Source organism: [Acidovorax] ebreus TPSY, from assembly GCF_000022305.1.
GTDB classification, from domain to species: domain Bacteria; phylum Pseudomonadota; class Gammaproteobacteria; order Burkholderiales; family Burkholderiaceae_C; genus Diaphorobacter; species Diaphorobacter nitroreducens.
Genome location: NC_011992.1, coordinates 2,031,705 through 2,055,336, shown reverse-complemented (window position 1 = coordinate 2,055,336; position 23,632 = coordinate 2,031,705). Strand labels below are relative to the sequence as shown.

The 23,632-nt window shown below is 66.7% G+C and carries 18 protein-coding genes and 1 tRNA gene; 15 read left to right on the top strand and 4 right to left on the bottom strand.

Translation table 11 applies throughout. From position 1 onward, the window contains the following. The first annotated feature begins 27 nt into the window (after window positions 1–27). Window positions 28–117 (top strand) — tRNA-Ser (locus DTPSY_RS09645). A 694-nt stretch (window positions 118–811) separates the two neighbouring features. Here DTPSY_RS09645 and fabI read toward each other — a convergent pair. After that, complete coding sequence (fabI, locus tag DTPSY_RS09640; protein WP_015913435.1) at window positions 812–1,612, bottom strand: enoyl-ACP reductase FabI; 801 nt, start codon at window positions 1,610–1,612, stop codon at window positions 812–814. An 89-nt stretch (window positions 1,613–1,701) separates the two neighbouring features. Between fabI and DTPSY_RS09635 the strand changes: the two genes are divergently transcribed. The 6 genes from DTPSY_RS09635 (at window position 1,702) to otnI (ending at window position 9,783) form a co-directional block, all read left to right on the top strand. After that, complete coding sequence (locus DTPSY_RS09635; RefSeq protein WP_015913434.1) at window positions 1,702–3,576, top strand: extracellular solute-binding protein; 1,875 nt, start codon at window positions 1,702–1,704, stop codon at window positions 3,574–3,576. A gap of 7 nt (window positions 3,577–3,583) precedes the next feature. Then, window positions 3,584–4,621 (top strand): microcin C ABC transporter permease YejB, encoded by a 1,038-nt coding sequence (locus tag DTPSY_RS09630; RefSeq protein WP_015913433.1) that lies wholly within the window; start codon window positions 3,584–3,586, stop codon window positions 4,619–4,621. A gap of 3 nt (window positions 4,622–4,624) precedes the next feature. Next, window positions 4,625–5,722, top strand: coding sequence for an ABC transporter permease (locus tag DTPSY_RS09625; RefSeq protein WP_015913432.1), 1,098 nt, complete (start codon window positions 4,625–4,627; stop codon window positions 5,720–5,722). A 21-nt stretch (window positions 5,723–5,743) separates the two neighbouring features. Continuing rightward, window positions 5,744–7,381, top strand: coding sequence for an ABC transporter ATP-binding protein (locus DTPSY_RS09620; RefSeq protein ID WP_015913431.1), 1,638 nt, complete (start codon window positions 5,744–5,746; stop codon window positions 7,379–7,381). 330 nt (window positions 7,382–7,711) lie between these two features. After that, window positions 7,712–8,878: a DUF4382 domain-containing protein gene (locus DTPSY_RS09615; RefSeq protein WP_015913430.1), complete on the top strand. Its 1,167-nt coding sequence runs from the start codon at window positions 7,712–7,714 to the stop codon at window positions 8,876–8,878. Between the two features lie 77 nt (window positions 8,879–8,955). Then, a complete protein-coding gene (gene otnI, locus DTPSY_RS09610) occupies window positions 8,956–9,783 on the top strand; it encodes a 2-oxo-tetronate isomerase (protein ID WP_011805078.1) in 828 nt (275 codons plus the stop codon). Window positions 9,784–9,900: 117 nt separating this feature from the next. Here the strand turns inward: otnI and DTPSY_RS09605 are convergent, their stop codons facing one another. Then, window positions 9,901–10,767 carry a universal stress protein gene (locus DTPSY_RS09605; protein WP_015913429.1) on the bottom strand — a complete coding sequence of 289 codons (867 nt, stop codon included), beginning with the start codon at window positions 10,765–10,767 and terminating at the stop codon, window positions 9,901–9,903. Between the two features lie 148 nt (window positions 10,768–10,915). After that, window positions 10,916–11,848 (bottom strand): LysR family transcriptional regulator, encoded by a 933-nt coding sequence (locus DTPSY_RS09600; protein ID WP_015913428.1) that lies wholly within the window; start codon window positions 11,846–11,848, stop codon window positions 10,916–10,918. 96 nt (window positions 11,849–11,944) lie between these two features. On the opposite strand from DTPSY_RS09600, the gene DTPSY_RS09595 reads away from it, so the two are divergent. The 3 genes from DTPSY_RS09595 to DTPSY_RS09585 are packed head-to-tail and all read left to right on the top strand — an operon-like array spanning window position 11,945 to window position 14,700. After that, window positions 11,945–13,297 (top strand): acyclic terpene utilization AtuA family protein, encoded by a 1,353-nt coding sequence (locus tag DTPSY_RS09595; RefSeq protein ID WP_015913427.1) that lies wholly within the window; start codon window positions 11,945–11,947, stop codon window positions 13,295–13,297. Between the two features lie 9 nt (window positions 13,298–13,306). Next, entirely contained in the window at window positions 13,307–13,669 is a 363-nt protein-coding gene (locus DTPSY_RS09590) for an AtuA-related protein (protein WP_011805082.1), read from the top strand. Between the two features lie 44 nt (window positions 13,670–13,713). Then, window positions 13,714–14,700, top strand: a complete 987-nt coding sequence (locus DTPSY_RS09585) for a Bug family tripartite tricarboxylate transporter substrate binding protein (protein WP_015913426.1) — start codon at window positions 13,714–13,716, stop codon at window positions 14,698–14,700. A gap of 68 nt (window positions 14,701–14,768) precedes the next feature. Here DTPSY_RS09585 and DTPSY_RS09580 read toward each other — a convergent pair whose 3' ends face one another. Then, entirely contained in the window at window positions 14,769–15,827 is a 1,059-nt protein-coding gene (locus DTPSY_RS09580) for an AI-2E family transporter (RefSeq protein WP_015913425.1), read from the bottom strand. A 216-nt stretch (window positions 15,828–16,043) separates the two neighbouring features. Here DTPSY_RS09580 and DTPSY_RS09575 point away from each other — a divergent pair, with 216 nt between their 5' ends. The 5 genes from DTPSY_RS09575 to DTPSY_RS09555 all read left to right on the top strand — a co-directional run bounded on the left by DTPSY_RS09575 (window position 16,044) and on the right by DTPSY_RS09555 (window position 23,619). After that, a complete protein-coding gene (locus DTPSY_RS09575) occupies window positions 16,044–18,920 on the top strand; it encodes a 2-oxoglutarate dehydrogenase E1 component (protein ID WP_015913424.1) in 2,877 nt (958 codons plus the stop codon). 49 nt (window positions 18,921–18,969) lie between these two features. Then, complete coding sequence (odhB, locus tag DTPSY_RS09570) at window positions 18,970–20,235, top strand: 2-oxoglutarate dehydrogenase complex dihydrolipoyllysine-residue succinyltransferase (protein ID WP_015913423.1); 1,266 nt, start codon at window positions 18,970–18,972, stop codon at window positions 20,233–20,235. 89 nt (window positions 20,236–20,324) lie between these two features. Next, complete coding sequence (gene lpdA, locus DTPSY_RS09565; RefSeq protein ID WP_015913422.1) at window positions 20,325–21,752, top strand: dihydrolipoyl dehydrogenase; 1,428 nt, start codon at window positions 20,325–20,327, stop codon at window positions 21,750–21,752. A gap of 83 nt (window positions 21,753–21,835) precedes the next feature. After that, complete coding sequence (gene zapE / locus DTPSY_RS09560) at window positions 21,836–22,933, top strand: cell division protein ZapE (RefSeq protein ID WP_041836257.1); 1,098 nt, start codon at window positions 21,836–21,838, stop codon at window positions 22,931–22,933. Beyond that, a complete protein-coding gene (locus DTPSY_RS09555; RefSeq protein ID WP_015913421.1) occupies window positions 22,933–23,619 on the top strand; it encodes a hypothetical protein in 687 nt (228 codons plus the stop codon). The genes zapE and DTPSY_RS09555 overlap by 1 nt, the downstream gene beginning before the upstream one ends. Window positions 23,620–23,632 lie beyond the last annotated feature (13 nt).

The following is a 23,632-nucleotide window of genomic DNA, read 5'->3' as shown; positions in this document are numbered from 1 at the left end:
TGTGCAGCATCTATAATGGAGGGCTTCGGAGAGGTGGATGAGCGGTTTAAGTCGCACGCCTGGAAAGCGTGTGTGGGCTAATCCCCACCGCGGGTTCGAATCCCGCCCTCTCCGCCAGTCGTTCCAAGGGTTAGCAGGTACTCATCTGCTAACCCTTTTTCGTTGCGGCTCCTCTGAAAACGAGGGCTGTAGTAGAGGCAGCATCCCGGCAAACCATATAAGGTTGGCATGTGAACTAAGCTGGGCCGGTTATGCCATTACTGGATGGCGAGATGACCGCCGCGCCTGCGACGGATGCGGCCAGCCTGTACAAGGCAAGCGGCCACGCTGACTCCCCGGCACAGCGCGAACCTGTGGGTGACCGAGGCACTGGGGCACGGCTTTGGCGTGGGCGGCGGCCTGAACTATGTGGGAGCGCGGTTCGCCAACCCCGGCAACTCGGTCACCTTGCGTGGCTACCACGGTGGATGTCATGGCCTACTACTGCCTGGGCGCCTGGGATGTGCAACTCAAGCTGAACAATCTGTTCGACCACCGCTATATCGTGGCGGGCATGGCAGTTCGCCGAACTTGAACCTGCCGTGTGCCCCGCGTTCGGTGCAGGTGGTGGCACGCTACCGATTCTGAGATCCAGGCCCCGGGGCCATGCCCGCAGGAGTCTTGGCGCGCCGACGAAGGCTCGATCATGGGCAACCAGCGGTCCTGAAAAGGCCGCGCACAGTGACCGAAACGAACAACGGGCCTTGCAGGCCCGTTGGTTCTTCAAGCAAGGGCGGTGTGGCGCACCCACTCCGCAGTCATTGCCGCAGGCTCACACCTGGTCTGCCGAAAGCCCGGCGGTTTGGCTGAAGCCGCCGTCCACATAGGTGATCTCGGCGGTCACGCCGCTGGCCAGGTCGGACAGCAGGAACGCGGCCACGTTGCCCACGTCTTCGATCGTCACGTTGCGGCGCAGCGGGGCGGCATCAGCCACGCGGCCCAACAGCTTGCCGAAGTCCTTGATGCCGCTGGCGGCCAGCGTCTTGATGGGGCCCGCGCTGATGCCGTTGGCACGGATGCAGCGGCCGTCTTCAGTGCGGCCCACCGCTTCTGCCAGGTAGCGCACGCTGGCTTCCAGGCTGGCCTTGGCCAGGCCCATGGTGTTGTAGTTGGGGATGGAGCGCAGGGCGCCCAGGTACGACAGCGTCAGCAGCGACGACTTGTCGTTCAGGTAGGGCAGGGCCGCCTTGGCCATGGCCGGGAAGCTGTAGGCACTGATGTCGTGGGCCACCTTGAAGGCTTCGCGAGAGAGGCCTTCCAGGAAGTTGCCTGCGATGGCCTCGCGCGGAGCAAAGCCGATGGAGTGCACGAAGCCATCGAACTTGCCCCAGGCGGCGCCGATGTCGGCGAACAATTTGTCGATCTGCGCGTCGTCGGCCACGTCGCAGTCAAAGACCAGCTTGGAGTCGAATTCGGCGGCGAACTCGGTGATGCGGTCCTTGAAGCGCTCGCCCACGTAGCTGAAGGCCAGTTCCGCGCCTTGTTGGTGGCAGGCCCTGGCGATGCCGTACGCGATCGAACGATTGGACAGCACGCCCGTGATGAGCAGCTTCTTGCCGGCGAGAAAACCCATTGTTGTTCTCCTGAAATGCGATGTGCGAAGGGAAATGGCAAGCGTGGCGCGGGGGCTTGCGGGCCGCTTGCGTGGTGCAGAATTGTCGCATGCGGTTCTGGCGTATCTGTTTATTGATCGGTTGGCTGGGAGGGAGCAGCGTGGCGGGCGGGGCGGCCTGGGCCGCGCATGCCTACGCGATGTGGGGGGCGCCCGCGCTGGCGGCCGACTTCGCGCACTTCCCCTACGTCAACCCACAGGCGCCCAAGGGCGGCGAACTGCGCCTGGTGAGCAATCTGCGCACCTCCACCTTCGACAAGTACAACCCATTCACGATCCGCGGCAACGCGCCGGCCTACCTGTCGGCGCTGATGTTCGACTCGCTGCTCACCGGCTCGCTGGACGAAACGGCCACCGGCTACGGACTGCTGGCCGAGGATGTGGCGGTGGCGCCGGACGGCCTGTCGGCCACCTTCAGGCTGCGGCCCGAGGCGCGCTTTCACAACGGCAAGCCGGTGCTGGCCCAGGATGTAAAGCACAGTTTCGACACCTTGATGGGCCCTTACACCTCACCGGGCTACAAAACGCTGCTGATCGAGGTGGCCGGTGTGGATGTGCTGGACGACCGCACCGTGCGCTACCGCTTCAAGGCGCCCAACCGCGAACTGCCGCTCACCGTCGGGGGGCTACCCGTGTTCAGCCGCGACTGGGGACTGGGCGCCGACGGCAAGCCCAAGCCGTTCGACCAGGTGGTGATGGACATCCCCATCGGCAGCGGACCGTACAAGATTGGGCCTGTCAACTTCGGCAAGGACATCACCTATGTGCGCGACCCCCAGTATTGGGCGCGCGACCTGCCCGTGCGCAAGGGGACGGCCAACTTTGACCGTGTGCTGGTCAAGATCTACAAGGACAACACTGCGCGGCTGGAGGCGCTGAAGGCCGGCGAGTTCGATTTGATGCGGTTTTTCAGTGCGGGCGACTGGGCGCGGCGGGTCAACGGCCGCAAGTTCGACACGGGTGAGCTGGTCAAGGGCGAGTTCGCCAACAAACTGCCCTCGGGCTTCCAGAGCTATGTGCTGAACACCCGCCGCCCGCTACTGCAGGACCGCCGCGTGCGAGAGGCCCTGGGGCTGGCGTTCGACTTTGAGTGGATGAGCCGCCAGCTTTTCTATGGTGCCTATCAGCGCGTGCGCGGCATTTTCGGCAACACCATGTGCGAGACCCACGGCATGCCCACGCCGCAGGAGCTGGCGTTGCTGGAGCCCTGGCGCAAGGATCTGCCCCCCGCGGTCTTCGGCCCCATGTTCGAGCCGCCCACCACCGACGGCGCCACCACGCTGCGCGACAACCTGCGTCGCGCGCAGGCGCTGCTCCAGGAGGCAGGCTGGCAGGTGCAGGATGGCGTGCTGCGCAACGCCAGCGGCCAGGCCATGGTGCTGGAATACATGGACAGCAGCGAAGGCGGCGTGCGCACGTTGTCCTCGTGGATGCGCAACCTGCAAAAGCTCGGCATCACCCTCAAGTTCCGCTCGGTGGACTTCGCGCTGTACCAGCAGCGCCTGCAGAAGTTCGACTTCGACATCACCACCATTGCCTACCAGGGCACCAACAACCCGGGGCAGGAGTTTGCCGACCTGTTCGGCAGCGCGGCGGCAGACCAGGAAGACTCGGGCAATTTCCCCGGCGTAAAGAGCCCGGCCGTGGACGCAATGATCCGTGCCATGGTCTCCGCCAAGACGCAGGAACAGATGTTGCCTGCGTGCCATGCGCTGGACCGCATCATTGCGCACGGCCACTACCTCATCCCGCAGTGGTCCGCGGGCACCCATCGCATGGTCTACAACGCCTGGCGCCTGGACCGGCCCGAAGTGGTGCCGCCGTATTCGACCGGAGAGATGTGGGCGGTGGATACCTGGTGGGCCCGTTCGCCTGCGCTGACCGCCGAGACTGCGCCCAAGGCCGCGACGCCGCGCAAGGACTGAAACCGCCATGTTCGCCTACATCCTCAAGCGCATCCTGCTTATGCTGCCTACGCTGTTGGGCGTGTTGCTGTTGACCTTTGTCGTGATCCAGTTCGTGCCGGGCGGGCCGGTGGAGCAGTACCTGGCCGAGGCCAAGGCAAGCGCTGCCGGCATGGGCGGGGGCGGCGAGGGCGGCGGCATGGCCTATCGCGGTGCGCAGGGCGTGGACCCCAAGCGGCTGGAGCAGATCAAGCAGCTCTATGGCTTTGACAAGCCAGCGCATGAGCGCTTCTTCCAGATGCTGGGCCAGTTCGCGCGCTTCGACCTGGGGCGCAGCTTCTTTCAGAACAAGGACGTGTGGCAACTCGTGAAGGAGAAGCTGCCCGTGTCCGTCAGCCTGGGGTTGTGGACCTTCTTCATCAGCTACCTCGTGGCGGTGCCGCTGGGCGTGGCCAAGGCGGTGCGCGCCGGCTCGCGCTTTGACTTCGTCACTACGCTCATCATCCTGGTGGGCTACGCGATTCCGGGTTTCGTGCTCGGCGTGGCGCTGCTGGTGATCTTTGGCGGGCAATTGCAGTGGTTCCCGCTGCGCGGGCTGACCTCGGCCAACTGGGACGAGCTGGGCCTGTGGGCCAAGGTGACGGATTACCTATGGCATATCGCGCTGCCCATCACGGCCATGGTGGCCGGCAGCTTTGCGGTGACGGCGATGCTGACCAAGAACGCTTTTCTGGAAGAGATCCGCAAGCAATATGTGCTCACCGCGCGTGCCAAGGGACTGACAGACCGGCAGGTGCTCTACAAGCACGTGTTTCGCAATGCGCTGATTCCCATCATCACGGGCTTCCCATCCGCCTTCATCGGCGCGTTCTTCGCGGGCTCGCTGCTCATAGAGACGCTGTTCTCGCTCGACGGCCTGGGCCTGCTGTCCTATGAGAGCGTGATCCGCCGCGACTACCCCGTGGTGTTGGGCACGCTGTACCTGTTCACCCTGATCGGGCTGGTGACCAAGCTCATCAGCGACCTGTGCTACGTGTGGGTGGATCCCCGCGTCAAGTTTGATTGAAATATGGCTCCAACGCCCGACCATCAAGCGCTAGCAGCTATTGATTCGGTAGCTAATGGGGCGCCAGCTGCGCCCGTTGCCGCCTCGGCGTCACCCAGCCGGCGCGCCTGGCAGCGCTTTCGTGCCAACCGCCTGGGGTTCTGGAGCCTGCTGGTGTTCTGCGCGCTGGTCGTGGTCAGCCTGGGGGCAGAACTGGTCAGCAACGACCGGCCCCTGGTCGTGCGCTATGAGGGTCAGACATATTTCCCGTTGTTCAAAGATTACCCCGAGACGACTTTCGGCGGTGACTTCCAGACGCCCACCGACTACCTCGACCCCTTCATTCGCGAGCGGCTGTCGCAGGGGGATAACTGGGCGCTGTACACGCTCAACCGCTACGGGCCCGACACCCTGAACTACTTCGCGAAGGAGCCCAACCCCTCGGGCCCGTCGCGCGACAACTGGCTGGGCACGGATGACCGCGGGCGTGACCTGTTGGCGCAACTGATCTACGGCTTTCGCGTGAGCGTGTTGTTCGGTATTGCCCTCACCGTGGTGGGCGTGGCGCTGGGTGTGGCGGCGGGGGCGGTACAGGGCTTCTTCGGCGGCAAGACCGACCTGGCTTTCCAGCGCTTCATCGAGATCTGGGGCTCCATGCCCGAGCTGTACCTGCTCATCATCTTCAGCGCCGTGTTCGCGCCCAGCATCGGGCTGCTGCTGGTATTGCTCAGCCTGTTCGGCTGGATGGGGCTTTCGGACTATGTGCGCGCGGAATTCCTGCGCAACCGGCAACTGGACTATGTGAAGGCCGCGCGGGCGCTGGGAGTGTCCAACGGCCAGATCATCCGCCGCCACATCCTGCCCAACAGCATGACGCCGGTGGTCACCTTTCTGCCGTTTCGCATGGGTGCGGCGATCCTGGCGCTGACGTCGCTGGACTTCCTGGGCCTGGGCGTTCCGCCCGGCACCCCCAGCCTGGGCGAGCTGCTGTCGCAGGGCAAGAACAACATCGACGCGTGGTGGATCTCCATCTTCACCTTCGGGGTGCTGGTCACCACGCTGCTGCTGCTCACCTTCATGGGCGATGCGCTGCGCGACGCGCTGGACCCCCGCAAGAACTGAGGCATCGTGAACCCTTCTGCCATGCGCGCTGCGCCCCCCCTGTCTCCCTCGTCCGCGCCGCTGCTGCAGGTGCGGGACCTGCGGGTGCGCTTCGGCGCCAAGCAGGTGGTGCATGGGGTGAGCTTCGACATGGCCCCTGGCGAAAAGCTCGCGCTGGTGGGTGAATCCGGCTCGGGCAAAACAGTGACTGCGCTGGCGCTGCTGCGCCTGACGGGCGATGCGCAACTGGAGGGGAGCGCGCTGATGCACGGGCGCGACCTGCTCCAACTGCCTGAGCGCGAACTGCGCGGCGTGCGCGGCGGCGACATCGCCATGGTGTTCCAGGAACCCATGACGGCGTTGAACCCGCTGATGACGATTGGCGACCAGGTGGCCGAGGTCTTGGTGCTAAAACAGGCCCTGAGCAAGGCGCAGAGCGCGCAAGCAGCTATCGAACTGCTAGCGAGTACCGGCATCCCCGAGCCGGCGCGGCGCGCGGGCAGTTTTCCGCACCAGCTTTCGGGCGGGCAGCGCCAGCGCGCCATGATCGCCATGGCCCTGGCCAGTCGACCGAAGCTGTTGTTGGCCGACGAGCCCACCACCGCGCTGGACGTGACGCTGCGCGGCCAGATCCTGGACCTGCTGTCCGACCTGCAGCGCCAGACGGGCATGGCCGTGCTGCTCATCACGCACGACCTGCTGCTGGTGCGCCGCTTTGCCGATCGCGTGGCCGTCATGGAGCAGGGCGCCGTGGTGGAGCAGGGCACCGTCGCCCAGGTGTTCGACGCACCGCAGCATGCCTACACGCGCAAGCTGATCGGCAGTACGCCGCGGCGGGACGTGGTGGAAGGCGGTGCCGACGGCGACGCCGTGCCCGCCGCGCAGGCAAGCGGCCTGCGCGTGGCCTACCCCGTGCCGGTGCCGGGCATCCGCGGCTGGTTTGCCAAAGGTGAATTCGTGGCCGTGAAGGATGCGGGCTTTCGCATTGCGCGTGCGCGCACACTGGGGGTCGTGGGCGAATCGGGCTCGGGCAAGTCCACGCTGGCCCAGGCGCTGCTGGGCCTGCTGCCGTCGCGCGGTGACCTGCAGGTGGCCGGCCAGGCCTGGCAGCAGCCCGCCCACCGCAACACCGCGCACAACCAGCAGCTGCGCCGGCAGGTGCAGGTGGTGTTCCAGGACCCGTTCTCATCCCTGTCGCCGCGCATGACCGTGGAGGAGATCGTGGGCGAGGGCCTGCGCGTGCACATGCCTGCGCTGGACGTGGCCGAGCGCCGCACGCGCGTGGCCGCCATGCTGGCCGAGGTGGGCCTGACGGACGCGCAATTCCCGGGCCTGCTGGCGCGCTACCCGCATGAGTTCTCGGGCGGCCAGCGCCAGCGCCTGGCCATTGCGCGCGCGCTCATCGTCGAGCCGCAGGTGCTGGTGCTGGACGAGCCCACCAGCGCGCTGGACGTCACCATTCAGCAGCAGGTGCTGAGCCTGCTGCAGCGCCTGCAGAAGGAGCGGGCGCTGTCGTACCTGCTCATCACGCACGACGTGGCGGTGGTGCGCGCCATGGCGCATGAGGTCATCGTCATGAAGGACGGCGAGGTGGTGGAAAGCGGCAGCGTGCACCAGGTGCTGGATGCGCCGCGCCACGCCTACACGCAACGGCTGGTGCAGGCCGCGCAGCCGGTCTGACCTGCCCGGCGGCGGGTCGCGCAGCAGGGTGTGCGGGGCCGTGGGCGCCTACCGCGTTTGGTGTAGGACACGGGCGCGATCTGCTTGCATGCCCGTTGGCCGGTTACTCTGCTATTCATAGCGTTGAATGTCGACTTCATGTGCCTGTCCGGTTTTTTGCAGCGCACAAGGCGGCTCCTGTTTTTCTGGCGATTTCATACATCAGGCAACACACCTGACACTTGGCTGCCAGCTGTCGCGGGATGCCGCTCTCACAATGCGCCCCGGGGCGGTCAGGCTGGTCTGACGGCACCTTCCTCGGCAAGAAAAACCCCGGAGGCGATGAACATCATGCGCACGAAAACCCTCTCCTGTTGCAAGTATCTGGCTGGCGCCACCGCGCTGGCTGCCCTGGTCGCCTGTGGCGGCGGCGGTGGTGATGGCGGTGACGGTAGCGGCACCGGCACGTTGAAGCTGGCGCTGACCGACGCTCCCAGCTGCGGCTATGACGCGGTGAACGTCACCGTGCAAAAAATACGCGTGCACCAAAGCGCTACGGCGGCGGATGACGCTTCCGGCTGGCATGAGCTCACGCTGAACCCCGCGCGCCGCGTGGACCTGCTGTCGCTGACCAACGGCGTGCTGGAGGAACTGGGCGAGCTGCCGCTGCCCACAGGCAAATACACCCAGATGCGTCTGGTGCTGGCCGGCAATGGCGGAGCGGCCCCCTTCGCCAACTCCGTCGTGCCCACGGGGTCGGGCGAAGTAGCGCTGACCACGCCCAGCGGCCAGCAAAGTGGCGTGAAGATGAACGTGAACATCGACATCGCCGCCAACCAGATGGCGGACTTCGTGCTCGACTTCGACGCCTGCAAGTCCGTCGTGGCGGCCGGCGCATCGGGCCGCTACCTGCTCAAGCCCGTGGTGGCGGTGATTCCGCGCCTGGTCTCTGGTGTGCAGGGCTTCGTCGAACCCGTTGCTGGCGCCACGGTGACGCTGCAGTCCCAGGGCGAGGTGGTGCGCGCCACCGTGCCGGACGCTTCGGGCCGCTACCTGCTGCGGCCGGTGGTGCCGGGCAGCTACACGCTGGTGCTGACGGCACCCGGCCGCACCACGGCCGTGGTGACCCAGGTGCCGGTGCAGTCCGAGCTGGTCACCTCCGTCGGCACGTCCACGCAGGCCGTAGCGCTGCCGGCATCGCCCGTTGGCACCGTGAACGGCACCACCTCGGTGGATGCCTGGGTGCGGGCCCTGCAGCCGCTGGCAGCGGCTGGCACGGTGCAAGTGTCGGCCAAGCCCGTGGACGGCGTGACCGGCGCCTACAGCTTCACGCTGCCCACGGCCGCCCCGCTGGTGGCGCCGTATGCCGCGGCGCCCACTCCGCTCGTGTTCACGGCCGATGCCGGAGCCGCAGGGCGCTACACCATCCAGGCGCGTCTGGCGGGGCAGGCCGACAAGCAGCAGGCCTTGACCCTGGGCGCGGGAACGACCCAGACGGTGAACTTCACGTTCCCCTGACGCCCGCCACGCGTTCCTAGAATGAAGGGCGGCAGTCCGCGACTGGCGCCCTTTTTTGTACGAACGCCCTTCCTGTCATGCCTCGCCTTGCTGCCAACCTCTCCATGCTCTACGCCGAGCATGCCTTCCTGGACCGCTTTGCCGCTGCCGCGTGCGACGGCTTCCGGGGGGTGGAATACCTTTTTCCCTACGACCATCCTGCGGAGCAGATTGCGCAGCGCCTGGCCGAACATGGACTGACGCAGGTACTGTTCAATGCCCCGCCGGGGGACTGGGCGGCGGGCGAGCGCGGTCTGGCCTGTCTGCCGGGGCGCGAGGCGCAATTCCAGGAGGGGCTGCAACAGGCGCTGCACTATGCGCAGGCGCTGCGCTGTGAGCGCCTGCACGTGATGGCTGGCGTGGTGCCGCCCGGGCTGGCGCACGCCGACGCACGCGCCTGCTACCTGCGCAACCTGCGCTGGGCCGCCGGCCAGGCCGGGCGCCAGGGCGTGCGGCTGATGATCGAGCCCATCAACGGGCGCGACATGCCCGGCTACTTCCTGCAGCGCCAGCAGGACGCCCATGCCGTGCTGCAGGAACTGGGCGCTTCCAACGTGCAGGTGCAGTTCGACCTGTACCACTGCCAGGTCATGGAGGGCGACGTGGCCACGAAGATCCGCCACTACCTGCCCACGGGACGGGTGGGGCATTTCCAGATCGCCGGCGTACCCGAGCGGCACGAGCCCGACCAGGGCGAACTGCAGGTCGACTACCTGCTGGGCGTGATCGACGAGGTGGCGACCACCTGCGGTTTCGACGGCTGGGTGGGCTGTGAATACCGTCCGGCGATCGCGGGCCCGGGCGGCACCTCGCAGGGGCTGGCCTGGGCGCGGCGCTGGGGTGTCGTGCCGCGCGGCGCGGATTGAGGGCGTTCGCCCCGGCGCGGGGCGGGGGCTAGCGTGGGGACGTCACAGTTCAGATAAAAAAGGCCTGCAGCGCTTATGCAGTAAGCGCTAGCAGCTATTGAATCGATAGTGAACCCGTCAGCGCAGCACCAGCACCGGCACGCTGCACAGCCGCAGCAGCGCGCTGGTGGTGCTGCCGACGATGAGCTGGCGGATGCGCGAGTGCCCGTAGGCGCCCAGCACCAGCAGTACGTTGCCGTGCGACTGCAGCAGGGCCGGCAGCGCCTCCTCCGGCACGCCCGGCACGATCTGCGTGGTGATGTCGAAGCCTGAGGCCTCCAGGTGTGACTGGGCGCTTTGCAGCGCTTCCAGCATCTCCAGCGTGGGCTCGCCGGCCAGGGCCAGCAGGCCGGGCATGCCGCGCAGCAGCGGGCTTCGGCCCACGGCCTCTACGGCGCGGCGCGCGGTGGCGCTGCCGTCAAAGGCCACGACGAAGCCCGCCGGCGCCACGAACTCCGGCATGGTCACCACCATCACCGGCTGGCGCACGTTGCGCACCACGCCTTCCACACGGTAGTCCAGCCGCAGCTTGCGCGCGGCGGTGGCGCGGTGCTGGCGCCCCAGCACGAACAGGCGCGCGCTGGGTTCGTGCTCCAGCAGCACGTCGGTCAGCTCGCCCTGGCGCAGCAGCGCCTGCAGCGAAGGCACGCGGGCGGCATCCACGCGCGCCTGGGCCTCGGCCAGCATGCGGCGCGCGGCCTCCTGTGCGACCTGGCTGCGCTCTTCATCGAGGGTATTCAGGCGCTGCAGCAGCAGGTCCTGCGCGCCCATGCCGATGACGCCGCTGTAGTCGCCCACGGGCGGCATGGGTTCAGGCCGCTCCAGTGCGTGCAGCAGCGCCAGGGGGGCCTGCAGGCGCTGCGCGGCCCACAGGGCCCCGTCCACCACGGCGTGGGTGGTGGCCAGCCCGTCGATGCAGGCATACACGGTGTCGTGGGTGTTCATTGCTTCCTCCTGCGCACGCATGTGATGGCCCGAGTGTGGCATCGCAGAGCGTGCAGTGCCACCGGGGGTGCCCCGCAGGCCGTGGGCGCGGGTGAACGCAAGTTTCAGGGAAATCGGGCTCCAGCGCTTGTCCGTCAAGCGCTGCCAGCTATTGTTTTGATGGCATTTCGGCATGCATCGGCCGCTGCTGCATCACCCGTGCGTACAGCGCCTGCGCGGCCACCGACAGGCCCCGGTCGCGCCGGCGCACCAGGTAGATCTGCCGCGTGAGCCCGGGCAGGGCCAGCGGCCGGGTGGCCAGGCCCTCCTGCTGGAAGTGGAACAGCGTGAGCGTGGGCACCACGCTGATGCCCAGCCCGGCCCGCACCATGCCCATGACGGTGGCCAACTGCTCCACTTCCATCAGCGTGCGCATCGCATGGGGATGGAAGGCCGCCTCCAGGTACTGGCGCACGCTGCTGTGCCGCGCGAGATGGATGAATGGCCACTCGGCCAGGGCGCGCCATTGCGCGGCGGCGCTGCGCCGGCCGGCGGGCAAGGGCTGCCGGGCGAGCGGATGGTCCGCGCGGCAGACCAGGTGAAAGACGTCCTCGCAGAAGGGCTCGGCCTGCAGCTCGGGCGTGTCCGCGCGGATGGCGGCCAGCGCGAAGTCGGCCTTGCCCGTGGCCACGCGCTCGATGCAAGGCTCGGACAGCACGTCGGCAATGTCCAGTTCCACGCCCGGGTGCTGTGCGCGAAAGCCGGCCAGCACACCCGGCAGCCACCCCGCGGCCAGCGAGGGCAGCAGCGCGACGGACACGCGCCCGCGCCGCAGCAGTGCGGCGTCGCGCAGCGTGGCCAGCGCGGCATCCACCTCGGCGCGAATGCGCAGCGCCGACGCATGGAAGTTCTCGCCCTCGGCCGTCAGGCTCACATGGCGCGTGCTGCGGTCGAACAGGCGCAGACCCAGGTCGTCCTCCAACGCGCGGATGAGCGCGCTGAAGGCCGGTTGCGACAAGTGGCACTGCGCCGCGGCGCGCGTGAAGCTGCGCTGCGCCGCCAGGGCAAGGAAGGCGTCGACCTGCCGTGTGGAGATATTCATTTGATATTCAGATGAATTGATCTTGACAATCTATTTCACAGAATAACCTGCCGTGCCTACAGTGCGCCCTGGAGACATTCCCCAAGGACCCCTGCAATGGCGAACCCCTCACCCCTGCTCATCGGCTGTGCGGCCGGCTTCTCGGGCGACCGCCTGGATGCTGCCGCACCCGTGGTGCAGGCGCTGGTGGACAGCGGCCGGCCCGGCGTGTTGATCTTCGAGACCCTGGCCGAGCGCACGCTGGCGCTGGCCCAACTGGCGCGCCGCGCCAATCCCGATGCGGGCTATGAGCCGCTGCTGGATGAACTGATGCGGCCGGTGCTCGCGCAATGCCTTCAACACGGCGTGCGCATCGTGAGCAACTTTGGCGCGGCCAATCCGCGGGGCGCTGCGCTGCGTATCCAGCAACTGGCGGCCGAGCTGGGCGCGCGCCGCCCGCGCGTGGCGGTGGTGCACGGCGACGACCTGAGCGGCGCACAGCACCGCGCTGTGCTGGAGCGGGCGTTGGGCCCGTCCATGCCCGCGCAGCCCATCGTGAGCGCCAATGCCTACATTGGCGCGGAACCCATCGCCCAGGCGCTGCGCGCGGGGGCCGACATCGTGGTCTGCGGCCGCGTGGCCGACCCTGCGCTGGTGCTGGGCCCGGCGCTGGCGCATTACGGCTGGTGCATGGACGACTGGGACCGCCTGGCGCGCGCCACCATGGCGGGCCACTTGCTGGAATGCGGCGCGCAGGTCACGGGCGGCTACTTTGCCGACCCGGGCTACAAGGATGTGCCGGGCCTGGCCCGGCTGGGCTACCCGATCGCCGAGATCGACGCCGACGGCTATTGCACCCTTACCAAGCCGCCGGGCACGGGGGGGCGCGTGGACGAGCGCACGGTCAAGGAGCAGCTGCTGTATGAACTGCACGACCCCGCCGCTTACCTGACGCCCGACGTGGTGGCCGACATCACCCAGGCGAGCGTGGCGCAGGTCGGCAGCGACCGCGTGCACCTGCAGGGCGTGCGCGGCCATGCGCGGCCGCCGTCGCTGAAGGTGAATGTGTGCTTCGAGTCCGGCTGGTTTGCCGAGGGCGAGATTTCGTATGCCGGTGCGCGCGCCGAGGAGCGCGCCCGCCTGGCGGGCGACGTGCTGCGCGAGCGGCTTGCGAGCGTGGCACCGCTGCGCGTGGACCTGATCGGCGTGGCCAGCGTTTGGGGTGACGACGCAGGGCGGTGGCTGGCGGCGCAGGCAAGCCAGGGCGCGCAGGACGTACGCCTGCGCGTGGCACTGCAGCACCGCGACCATGCCAGCGCGCAGCGCCTGGTGCGCGAGGTGACGGCGCTGTACTGCTGCGGCCCGGCGGGGGGCGGCGGTGTGCGCACGGCTATGCGCCCGCGCCTGGGCACCGTTTCCTGCCTCGTGCCGCGCGAGGCGGTCAATCCTGGCTACACGCTGCTGGACTGAAGGACCACGATGAACCCTACCGATCTCACGGTTCCCCTGTACCGCCTGGCGCACGGCCGCACGGGTGACAAGGGCGACCGCTCCAACATCAGTGTGATCGCCTGGCACCCGGCCCTGTGGGACGTGCTGGTGCAGCAGGTTACCGAGGAGGCCGTGGCGCGCCAGTTCGCGGCGCGGGGGCCCACGCGTGTCACGCGCTATCTGCTGCCCCAACTGCAGGCGATGAATTTCGTGCTGGATGGCGTGCTGGACGGCGGCGTGAACGACGCGCTCAACCTCGACAGCCATGGCAAGGCGCTGTCCTTTCTGTTGCTGGACCTGCCGGTGCGGATGCCGGCGGCGCTTGTACATCACCTGGCCGGAGCGCATTGACGCGCGCCGGCGGCATTTTTCATCACCACAACCAAGGAGACACCATGAACCCGTTCCCGCATCGCCGCCGTGTACTGGCTGCCACCGCTGCGGCCGTCCTGTGTGCCGCGGCCGGCACCGCCAACGCACAGGCCCCCGCCTATCCTGCCAAGCCCGTCACTTTCGTCGTGCCGTTTGCGGCCGGCAGTGCCACCGACCAGCTGGCGCGGGCATTGGGCCAGGCCGTGAGCACCGATGCGCGGCAACCCGTGGTCGTGGAGAACAAGGCCGGCGCCAGCGGCATGATCGCCGCGCAGTCCGTCGCCAAGGCACCGGCAGATGGGTACACGGTGCTCATCACCACCAACACCACGCATGCCGCGAACGAACACCTGTACAAGAAACTGCCCTACGACCCAGTGAAGGATTTCGCTCCCGTCACCGGCCTGGGTAAGGGCGGCCAGGTGCTGGTGGTGAACGCGGGCGCTCCCTACAAGAACGTGGGCGACCTGCTGGCCGCCGCCCGCAAGAACCCCGGCAAGCTGAGCTTTGGCAGCGGCAGTTCTTCCAGCCGCATGGCCGGCGAGATGCTCAAGCAACTGGCGGGGGTGGATATCCTGCATGTGCCGTACAAGAGCAACCCGTTGGCCATCACCGATCTGCTCGGCGGGCAGATCGACCTGATGATCACCGACACGTCCACCGGCGTTCCTCAGGTCAAGGCGGGCAAGCTGCGCGCGCTGGGGTACTCCACGCAAAAGCGCAGCACGCAGCTGCCCGAGGTGCCCACGCTGGATGAGGCCGGTGTGAAGGGCTATGACATGGGCTACTGGTTTGCGGCCTACGTGCCCGCCGGCACGCCCGCGCCCGTGGTGGCGCGGCTGAACGCGCTGCTGGCGCAGGCGACGAGGAGCCAGGCCGCTCAGTCGTTCTTCGAGACCGCAGGCTCCGAGGCCTGGACCACCACGCCCGAAGAGCTGGCGCGCTTTCAGGCCGCCGAGACCCAGAAGTGGGGCAGGGTGATCAAGGCCGCCGGTATTGAGGCGGAATGAGTGCGTCGGCGGGGTTGAAGGCGTTTTGGCCTTCAGCGCCCGCCCATCAAGCGCTAGTAGCTCCTATTTCAGGAGCGTTCTGAGCCGTCGTGCGGCGCGAACAGGTCCCAGGTGGCGATGAACAGTGCGGCGATCATCGGGCCGATCACAAAGCCCGTGAGCCCGAACAACGCCATGCCGCCCAAGGTGGAGATCAGCACCACGTAGTCGGGCAGCTTGGTGTCCTTGCCGACCAGCACGGGACGCAGTACGTTGTCCACCAGCCCGATGACGAATACGCCATAGGCGGTGAGGATCACGGCCTGCCCCGGCGCGCCGGTCGCCAGGAAGTAGATGGCCACCGGCCCCCAGATCAGGCTGGCGCCCACGGCGGGCAGCAGCGACAGGAACGCCATCAGCACGCCCCACATCACCGGCCCCTGGATGTTCAACAGCCAGAAGATCAGGCCACCCAGGGCGCCCTGGGCGGCGGCCACCACGATGTTGCCCTTCACGGTGGCGCGGATCACGGTGGTGAACTTGATGGCCAACTGCTCCTTGTGCCGCGCATCCAGGGGGATGGCCTCGCGGATGCGCGCCGCCAGCCGCGCGCCGTCGCGCAGCAGGAAGAACAACAGGTAGAGCATGACGCCGAAGCTCACCACGAACTGCAGCGTGTTCTGGCCCACGTCCAGCGCCTTGGTGGCCAGGAACTGGCTGGCCTGGGCGCCGATCGTGGTCAGGCGGGCTTGCAGCTCCGCGCGGGTGGTGAGGTGAAAGCGGTCCAGCAGCTCCAGCATCCAGGGGGGCAGCGCGGCCAGCACCTGCTGCAGGTAGGCGCCGAAGTTCAGCTGCCCCGAGCGGGCGCGCTCGTAGGCCACGCTGGCCTCCTGCACCAGCGAAGCGCCGATCAGCGTGACCGGCAGGATCACGATCACCAGGCACACGCCCAGGGTGGCAAGCGCGGCCAGGTTGCGCCTGCGCGGCATGCGCCGCTGCAGCCGCCGGTGCAGCGGCGTGAACAGGATGGCGAGCACCACACCCCAGAAGATGGCGCCGTTGAGCGGCCAGAGGATGGCGCCAAAGGCCAGCGTCACGACGGTGAGCAGGAGCAGCAGGGTGCGGGACTGGAGCGTGGGCGGGTTCATGGGGGCGGTGGAAGGAGCGAAGCCCAAAATGTAAGCCACACACACGCCTGTCTTGATACACCGCTCGCCGCGCGCGCAGGCGTTCAATGGCACAATAGCGGCCGCAAACGAGGCCCTTCCCCTGCCACAGTCGCATCCGCCAACCGGTTCAGCCGTGACGCGGAAGGTTTGTTAACCAGCTAACGCTTCCTTCAGGGAAGTGGAGGTCAGCGGAATATGAGCGATCCGACATCCGTCTACCAAGCCTACCAAGGCAACACCTATCTTTTCGGCGGCAACGCGCCCTACGTCGAAGAGATGTATGAGAACTACCTTGCCAACCCTGGCAGCGTGCCAGACTCCTGGCGCGAATACTTTGACGCACTGCAACATGTGCCCGCGGTAGACGGCAGCAATGCCAAGGATGTTCCCCACCTGCCCGTTATCAACGCCTTTGCCGAGCGTGCCAAGGCCGGCGGCACCAAGGTCGTGGTGGCCAGCGCCGACGCCGAGATGGGCCGCAAGCGCACCGCCGTCCAGCAACTGATCGCCGCGTACCGCAACGTGGGCCAGCGCTGGGCCGACCTGGACCCCCTCAAGCGCACCGAGCGCCCCCAAATTCCCGAACTGGAGCCGTCGTTCTACGGCTTCAGCGATGCCGACCAGGAAACGGTGTTCGACGCGAGCAACACCTTCTTCGGCAAGGACAAGATGCCTCTGCGCGAGCTGCTGAACGCGCTGCGCGAGACCTACTGCGGCACCATCGGCGTGGAGTACATGTACGCCACCGACCAGGTGCAAAAGCGCTGGTGGCAGCAAAAGCTGGAAAGCATCCGCAGCAAGCCCAACTTCTCTGCCGACAAGAAAAAGCGCATCCTGGAGCGCCTGACGGCCGCCGAAGGCCTGGAACGCTACCTGCACACCAAGTACGTGGGCCAGAAGCGCTTCTCGCTCGAGGGGGGCGAGTCCTTCATCGCCGCCATGGACGAGTTGATCAACTCCGCAGGCGCGAAGGGCGTGCAGGAAGTGGTGATCGGCATGGCCCACCGCGGCCGCCTGAACGTTCTGGTCAACACCCTGGGCAAGATGCCCAAGGACCTGTTCGCCGAGTTCGACCACACCGCCCCCGAGGACCTGCCCGCCGGTGACGTGAAATACCACCAGGGCTTCAGCTCCGACGTCTCCACGGCCGGCGGCCCGGTGCACCTGTCGCTCGCGTTCAACCCCTCGCACCTGGAAATCGTCAACCCGGTGGTCGAGGGCTCCGTGCGCTCGCGCATGGACCGCCGCGGCGACCCCAAGGGGAAACAGGTGCTGCCCGTGCTGGTGCACGGTGACGCGGCCTTTGCCGGCCAGGGCGTGAATCAGGAAACCCTGGCCCTGTCCGAAACCCGTGGCTACACCACGGGCGGTACGGTGCACCTGATCATCAACAACCAGATCGGCTTCACCACGTCCGATCCGCGCGACCTGCGCTCTACGCTGTACTGCACCGACATCGTGAAGATGATCGAGTCGCCCGTGCTGCACGTGAACGGTGACGATCCCGAGGCCGTGTGCCTGGCCATGCAGCTGGCGCTGGATTTCCGCATGGAATTCGCCAAGGACGTGGTGGTGGACATCATCTGCTACCGCAAGCTGGGCCACAACGAGCAGGACACGCCGGCGCTGACCCAGCCGCTGATGTACAAGAAGATCGGTCAACACCCCGGCACGCGCAAGCTCTACGCCGACAAGCTGGCAGCCCAGGGTCTGGGCGAGACGCTGGGCGACGACATGGCCAAGGCCTATCGCGCCGCCATGGACGAGGGCAAGCACACGGTCGATCCGGTGCTGACCAACTTCAAGAGCAAGTACGCCGTGGACTGGAGCCCCTTCCTGGACCAGAAGTGGACCGATGCCGGCGACACCGCCATCCCGCTGGCCGAGTGGAAGCGCATCGCCGAGAAGATCACGACCATTCCAGAGACCGTCGCACCGCACCAACTGGTGAAGAAGGTCTACGACGACCGCGCCGCCATGGGCCGTGGCGAGGTCAACGTGGATTGGGGCATGGGCGAGCACATGGCCTTCGCATCGCTGGTGGCATCGGGCTATCCCGTGCGCCTGTCTGGCGAGGATTGCGGCCGCGGTACGTTCACGCACCGCCACGCCGTGATTCACGACCAAAAGCGTGAGAAGTGGGACGAAGGCACCTACATCCCGCTGCAGAACGTGGCCGAGAACCAGGCGCCGTTCACGGTGATCGACTCCATCCTGTCCGAGGAGGCCGTTCTGGCCTTCGAGTACGGCTACGCCTCCAACGACCCCAACACGCTGGTGGTCTGGGAAGCGCAGTTTGGCGACTTCGCCAACGGCGCACAGGTGGTGATCGACCAGTTCATCGCATCGGGCGAAGTGAAGTGGGGCCGCGTGAACGGCATCACGCTGATGCTGCCGCACGGCTACGAAGGCCAGGGCCCAGAGCACAGCTCGGCCCGCCTGGAGCGCTTCATGCAGCTGGCCGCTGACACCAACATGCAGATCGTGCAGCCCACCACGGCGAGCCAGATCTTCCATGTGCTGCGCCGCCAGATGGTGCGCAACCTGCGCAAGCCCCTGGTCATCATGACGCCGAAGTCGCTGCTGCGTAACAAGGACGCCACGTCGCCGCTGTCCGAGTTCACCAAGGGCGGTTTCCAGACCGTCATCTCGGAGCAGGACGAAGCGATCGCCAAGAAGGCCGACAAGGTCAAGCGCGTGATCGCCTGCTCGGGCAAGGTCTACTACGACCTCGTGAAGAAGCGCGTGGAGAAGGACGCTACCGACGTGGCCATCATCCGCGTCGAGCAGCTCTACCCGTTCCCGCACAAGGCCTTTGCCGCCGAGCTCAAGAAGTACCCGAATGCCACCGACATCGTGTGGTGCCAGGACGAACCGCAGAACCAGGGCGCCTGGTTCTTCATCCAGCACAACATCCACGAGAACATGCTCGATGGCCAGAAGCTGGGCTATGCCGGCCGCGCCGCATCTGCCTCCCCCGCAGTGGGTTACGCTCACCTGCACCAGGAGCAGCAAAAGGCCTTGGTGGAAGCCGCTTTCGCCAAGCTCAAGGGTTTTGTCCTGACCAAGTAAGGCCGCAAACCCACACCTTCAGTACAGAACCCTCTTTGGAAAGAATCACATGGCTATCGTAGAAGTCAAAGTCCCCCAGCTGTCCGAGTCCGTGGCCGAAGCCACCCTGCTGCAGTGGAAGAAGAAGCCCGGCGAGGCCGTGGCAATCGATGAAATCCTGATCGAAATCGAGACCGACAAGGTGGTGCTGGAAGTGCCCGCACCGGCCGCCGGCGTGATGGCCGAGATCGTGGTCGCCGACGGCGGCACCGTGGCCTCCGACCAGGTCATCGCCAAGATCGACACCGAGGGCAAGGCCGGCGCGGCCGCGCCGGCAGCTGCTGCCGCTGCACCGGCGCCCGCAGCGGCATCTGCCCCGGCGGCCGCTGCGCCTGCCGCTGCTGGCGGCAGCAAGGGCGACGTGGCCATGCCGGCCGCCGCCAAGCTGCTGGCCGACAACAACCTGTCGGTCGGCGATGTGACGGGCTCCGGCAAGGACGGACGCGTGACCAAGGGCGATGTGCTGGCCGCAGTGGCAGGCGGCGTGAAGTCGACGGCCGCCGTGATCCCCACCGGCGTGCCCACCAAGGCGCTGCCCCAGGTAGCAGCCCCGTCGTCCGCTGCTGATCTGGGCGAGCGCCCCGAGCAGCGCGTGCCCATGAGCCGCTTGCGTGCCCGCGTGGCCGAGCGTCTGCTGCAATCGCAGTCCACCAACGCCATCCTCACCACGTTCAACGAAGTGAACATGGCGCCGGTGATGGACCTGCGCAAGAAGTTCCAGGACGCATTCACCAAGGAGCACGGCGTGAAGCTGGGCTTCATGTCCTTCTTCGTAAAGGCCGCGGTGCATGCCCTCAAGAAGTACCCGGTGCTCAACGCCTCGGTGGACGGCAACGACATCGTCTACCACGGCTACTTCGACATCGGTATCGCCGTGGGCTCGCCGCGCGGCCTGGTGGTGCCCATCCTGCGCAACGCAGACCAGATGAGCTTTGCCGACATCGAAAAGAAGATCGCCGAATTCGGCAAGAAGGCGGCCGACGGCAAGCTGGGCATCGAAGAGATGACCGGTGGCACGTTCTCCATCTCCAACGGCGGCACCTTCGGCTCGATGATGTCCACCCCCATCATCAACCCGCCGCAGTCGGCCATCCTGGGCGTGCACGCCACCAAGGACCGCGCCGTGGTCGAAAACGGCCAGGTCGTGGTGCGTCCGATGAACTACCTGGCCATGTCTTATGACCACCGCATCATCGACGGCCGCGAAGCCGTGCTGGGCCTCGTGGCTATGAAGGACGCGCTGGAAGACCCGTCGCGCCTGTTGTTCGACCTGTAATTCCCACAGGGTTCGACGCATACGAAAACCCACCCCCGGCCCGGTCCAGCGGTGGGTTTTTTCTCATCACCAGATACTGTTTTTGAACCATGAGCAAGCAATTTGATGTCATCGTGATCGGCGCAGGCCCTGGCGGCTACATCGCCGCCATCCGCGCCGCCCAGTTGGGCATGAATGTGGCCTGTATCGACGAGTGGAAGAACGCCGCTGGCGGCGCTGCACCCGGCGGTACCTGCACCAACGTGGGCTGCATTCCCTCCAAGGCGCTGCTGCAGTCGTCCGAGCATTTCGAACATGCCAACCTGCACTTTGCCGACCACGGCATCACCGCCACGGGCGTGAAGATGGACGTGGCCAAGATGATTGCCCGCAAGGACAACGTCGTGAAGCAGAACAACGACGGCATCCTGTACCTGTTCAAGAAGAACAAGGTGACCTTCTTCCACGGCCGCGGCTCCTTCGTGAAGGCGGTGGACGGCGGCTATGAAATCAAGGTCACCGGCAAGGCCGAAGAAACGCTGACCGCCAAGCAGGTCATCGTGGCCACCGGATCCAACGCACGTGCGCTGCCCGGTGCGGCCTTCGACGAAGAGCAGATCCTGTCCAACGACGGCGCGCTCGCCATCGGCAGCGTGCCGAAGAAGCTGGGCGTGATCGGCTCCGGCGTGATCGGCCTGGAAATGGGCAGCGTGTGGCGCCGCCTGGGTGCCGACGTGACCATTCTGGAAGGCTTGCCCACGTTCCTGGGCGCGGTGGACGAGCAGATCGCCAAGGAGGCCAAGAAGGCCTTCGACAAGCAAGGCCTGAAGATCGAGCTGGGCGTGAAGATTGGCGAAGTCAAGGCTGGCAAAAAGGGCGTGAGCATCGCCTACACCAACGCCAAGGGCGAGGCCCAGGCGTTGGAAGTGGACAAGCTGATCGTCTCCATCGGTCGCGTGCCCAACACCACCGGCCTGAATGCCGAAGGGGTGGGCCTGAAGCTGGATGAGCGCGGCGCCGTGGTGGTTGATGGCGACTGCAAGACCAACCTGCCCGGCGTGTGGGCGGTGGGCGACGTGGTGCGCGGCCCCATGCTGGCGCACAAGGCCGAGGAAGAGGGCGTGGCCGTGGCCGAGCGCATGGCTGGCCAGCACGGCCATGTCAACTTCAACACCATCCCCTGGGTCATCTACACCAGCCCCGAGATCGCCTGGGTCGGACGCACCGAGCAGCAGCTCAAGGCCGACGGCGTGAAGTACAAGGCGGGCACCTTCCCGTTCCTGGCCAATGGCCGCGCGCGCGCGCTGGGCGACACCACCGGCATGGTGAAGTTCCTGGCCGACGCCGCCACGGACGAAATCCTGGGCGTGCACATCGTCGGTCCGATGGCTTCCGAACTGATCGCCGAAGCCGTGGTCGCCATGGAGTTCAAGGCATCGAGCGAAGACATTGCGCGCATCTGCCATGCCCACCCTTCGCTGTCCGAAGCCACCAAGGAAGCGGCGCTGGCCGTGGACAAGCGCACCCTCAATTTCTGATAATTTGAGGCAAAAATGGCTTCCAGCGCTTGTCACACAAGCGCTGGAAGCTATTGTTTTTGAAGCATAGGGATAACATGCGGGTGAACGTCAGGCAGGCGTACGAGGCCGAGCTGGCCGCCAAGGGCTTCAAGAGCGATCCGGCCCAGTTGCGGGCCGTGGATGCGCTGGAGCGTTGTGCCCAGGAATGGGGAGCGTACAAGCAGCGCCGCTCCAACACGCTGAAGAAGCTCATCAACCGGCCCCAGGTGCCGCGGGGCGTGTACATGTATGGCGGTGTGGGGCGGGGTAAGAGCTTCCTCATGGACTGCTTCTTCAACGCCGTACCCATCAAGCGCAAGGTGCGTCTGCACTTTCACGAATTCATGCGCGAAGTGCACCGTGAGCTGGCTGGCCTGCAGGGGACGCAGAACCCCCTGGATGTGCTGGGTGCGCGCATCGCCAAGCGCTATAAGCTGATTTGTTTTGACGAGTTTCACGTCGCGGACATCACCGACGCGATGATCCTGCACCGCCTGCTGGCGGCGCTGTTCGACAACGACGTGGGCTTTGTCACCACTTCCAACTTCAAGCCCGACGAACTGTACCCGGGCGGCCTGCACCGCGACCGCATCCTGCCCGCCATCGACCTGCTCAACGAGCGCATGGAGGTGGTGAACGTGGACAACGGCACGGACTATCGGCGCCGTGCGCTGGAGCTGGTCGAGCTCTACCACACGCCCCTGGGCCCCGCGGCGGACGCGGCCATGCAGCACGCCTTCGAGCAGCTGGCCGAAGTGCGTGACGAAGACCCGGTGCTGCACATTGAGGCGCGCGAGATCAAGGCCATCCGCCGTGCGGGCGGCGTGGTGTGGTTCGACTTCCGCGAGCTGTGCATGGGCCCGCGGTCGCAGAACGACTATCTGGAAATCGCCTCGCAATTCCACACGGTGCTGCTGTCCAACGTGCCCTACATGCCTGTCAGCATGGCGTCGCCCGCGCGCCGGTTTACCTGGCTGGTAGACGTGCTCTACGATAGGCGCGTGAAACTCGTCGTCTCCGCCGCCGTGCCGCCCGAGCAGCTCTATACGGAAGGCCCCCTGGCGCATGAGTTTCCACGCACCATTTCGCGCCTCAACGAGATGCAATCCAAGGAATTCCTGGCGCTTGAGCGGCGCGTCGTCGATACCGGACTGACCTGATGCCTGCACTGCCTTCCCGCTTTCTTGCCGCAGCCCTCCTGTGCGTGGGTGGGGCAGCGCTGCCTCCCCTGGCGGCGCGGGCTGCCGACGCTCCAGTGACCGATGCAGCGCAGGCGCAGCGGCAGCGCCAGACCCAGCGTGAGCACATCCAGGCGCAGCGCCGGGAGATCGAGGCGCAGCGTGAGCGCGGCGAGGCGGCTTGCTACCAGCAATTTGCCGTGGAGGATTGCCTGCGCAGGGTGCGTGTACAGGCACGTGAGGCCGACAACGTGCTGCACCGCCAGGAAGTGCAGATCAACGATGCGGAGCGCCGGGAGAAGGCGGGGCAACGCCTGCAAGCAATCGAGGAGCGCAAGCAGGAGCAACGCCAGAAACTGGAAGCCGGGGAGCGTCCCGCCCCGATGCGGGTGGCGCCCCGCAACGCGCCGCAGAAGCCCCGCGAGCAGGAGGCGCGCGACCGTGCGCAGCAGCAGAGCCGCCGCGCAGCCGAGCATGCGGCCGATGTGCAACGCCGTGAGCAAACGCAGCCCCAGCGCATCCAGGATTCCCGCGCCCGCTACGAGGCCAAGCAGCAGAAAGCACGTGAGCGCCGCGAACGCCTTGAGCGCCAGCAAGCCGAGGCGGCCGGCCGCAAGCCGTCGCCGGCATTGCCGCCGCCGGCCCCGGCCGCGAGCAGCGACCGTTGAGTGCCCTTTAGGG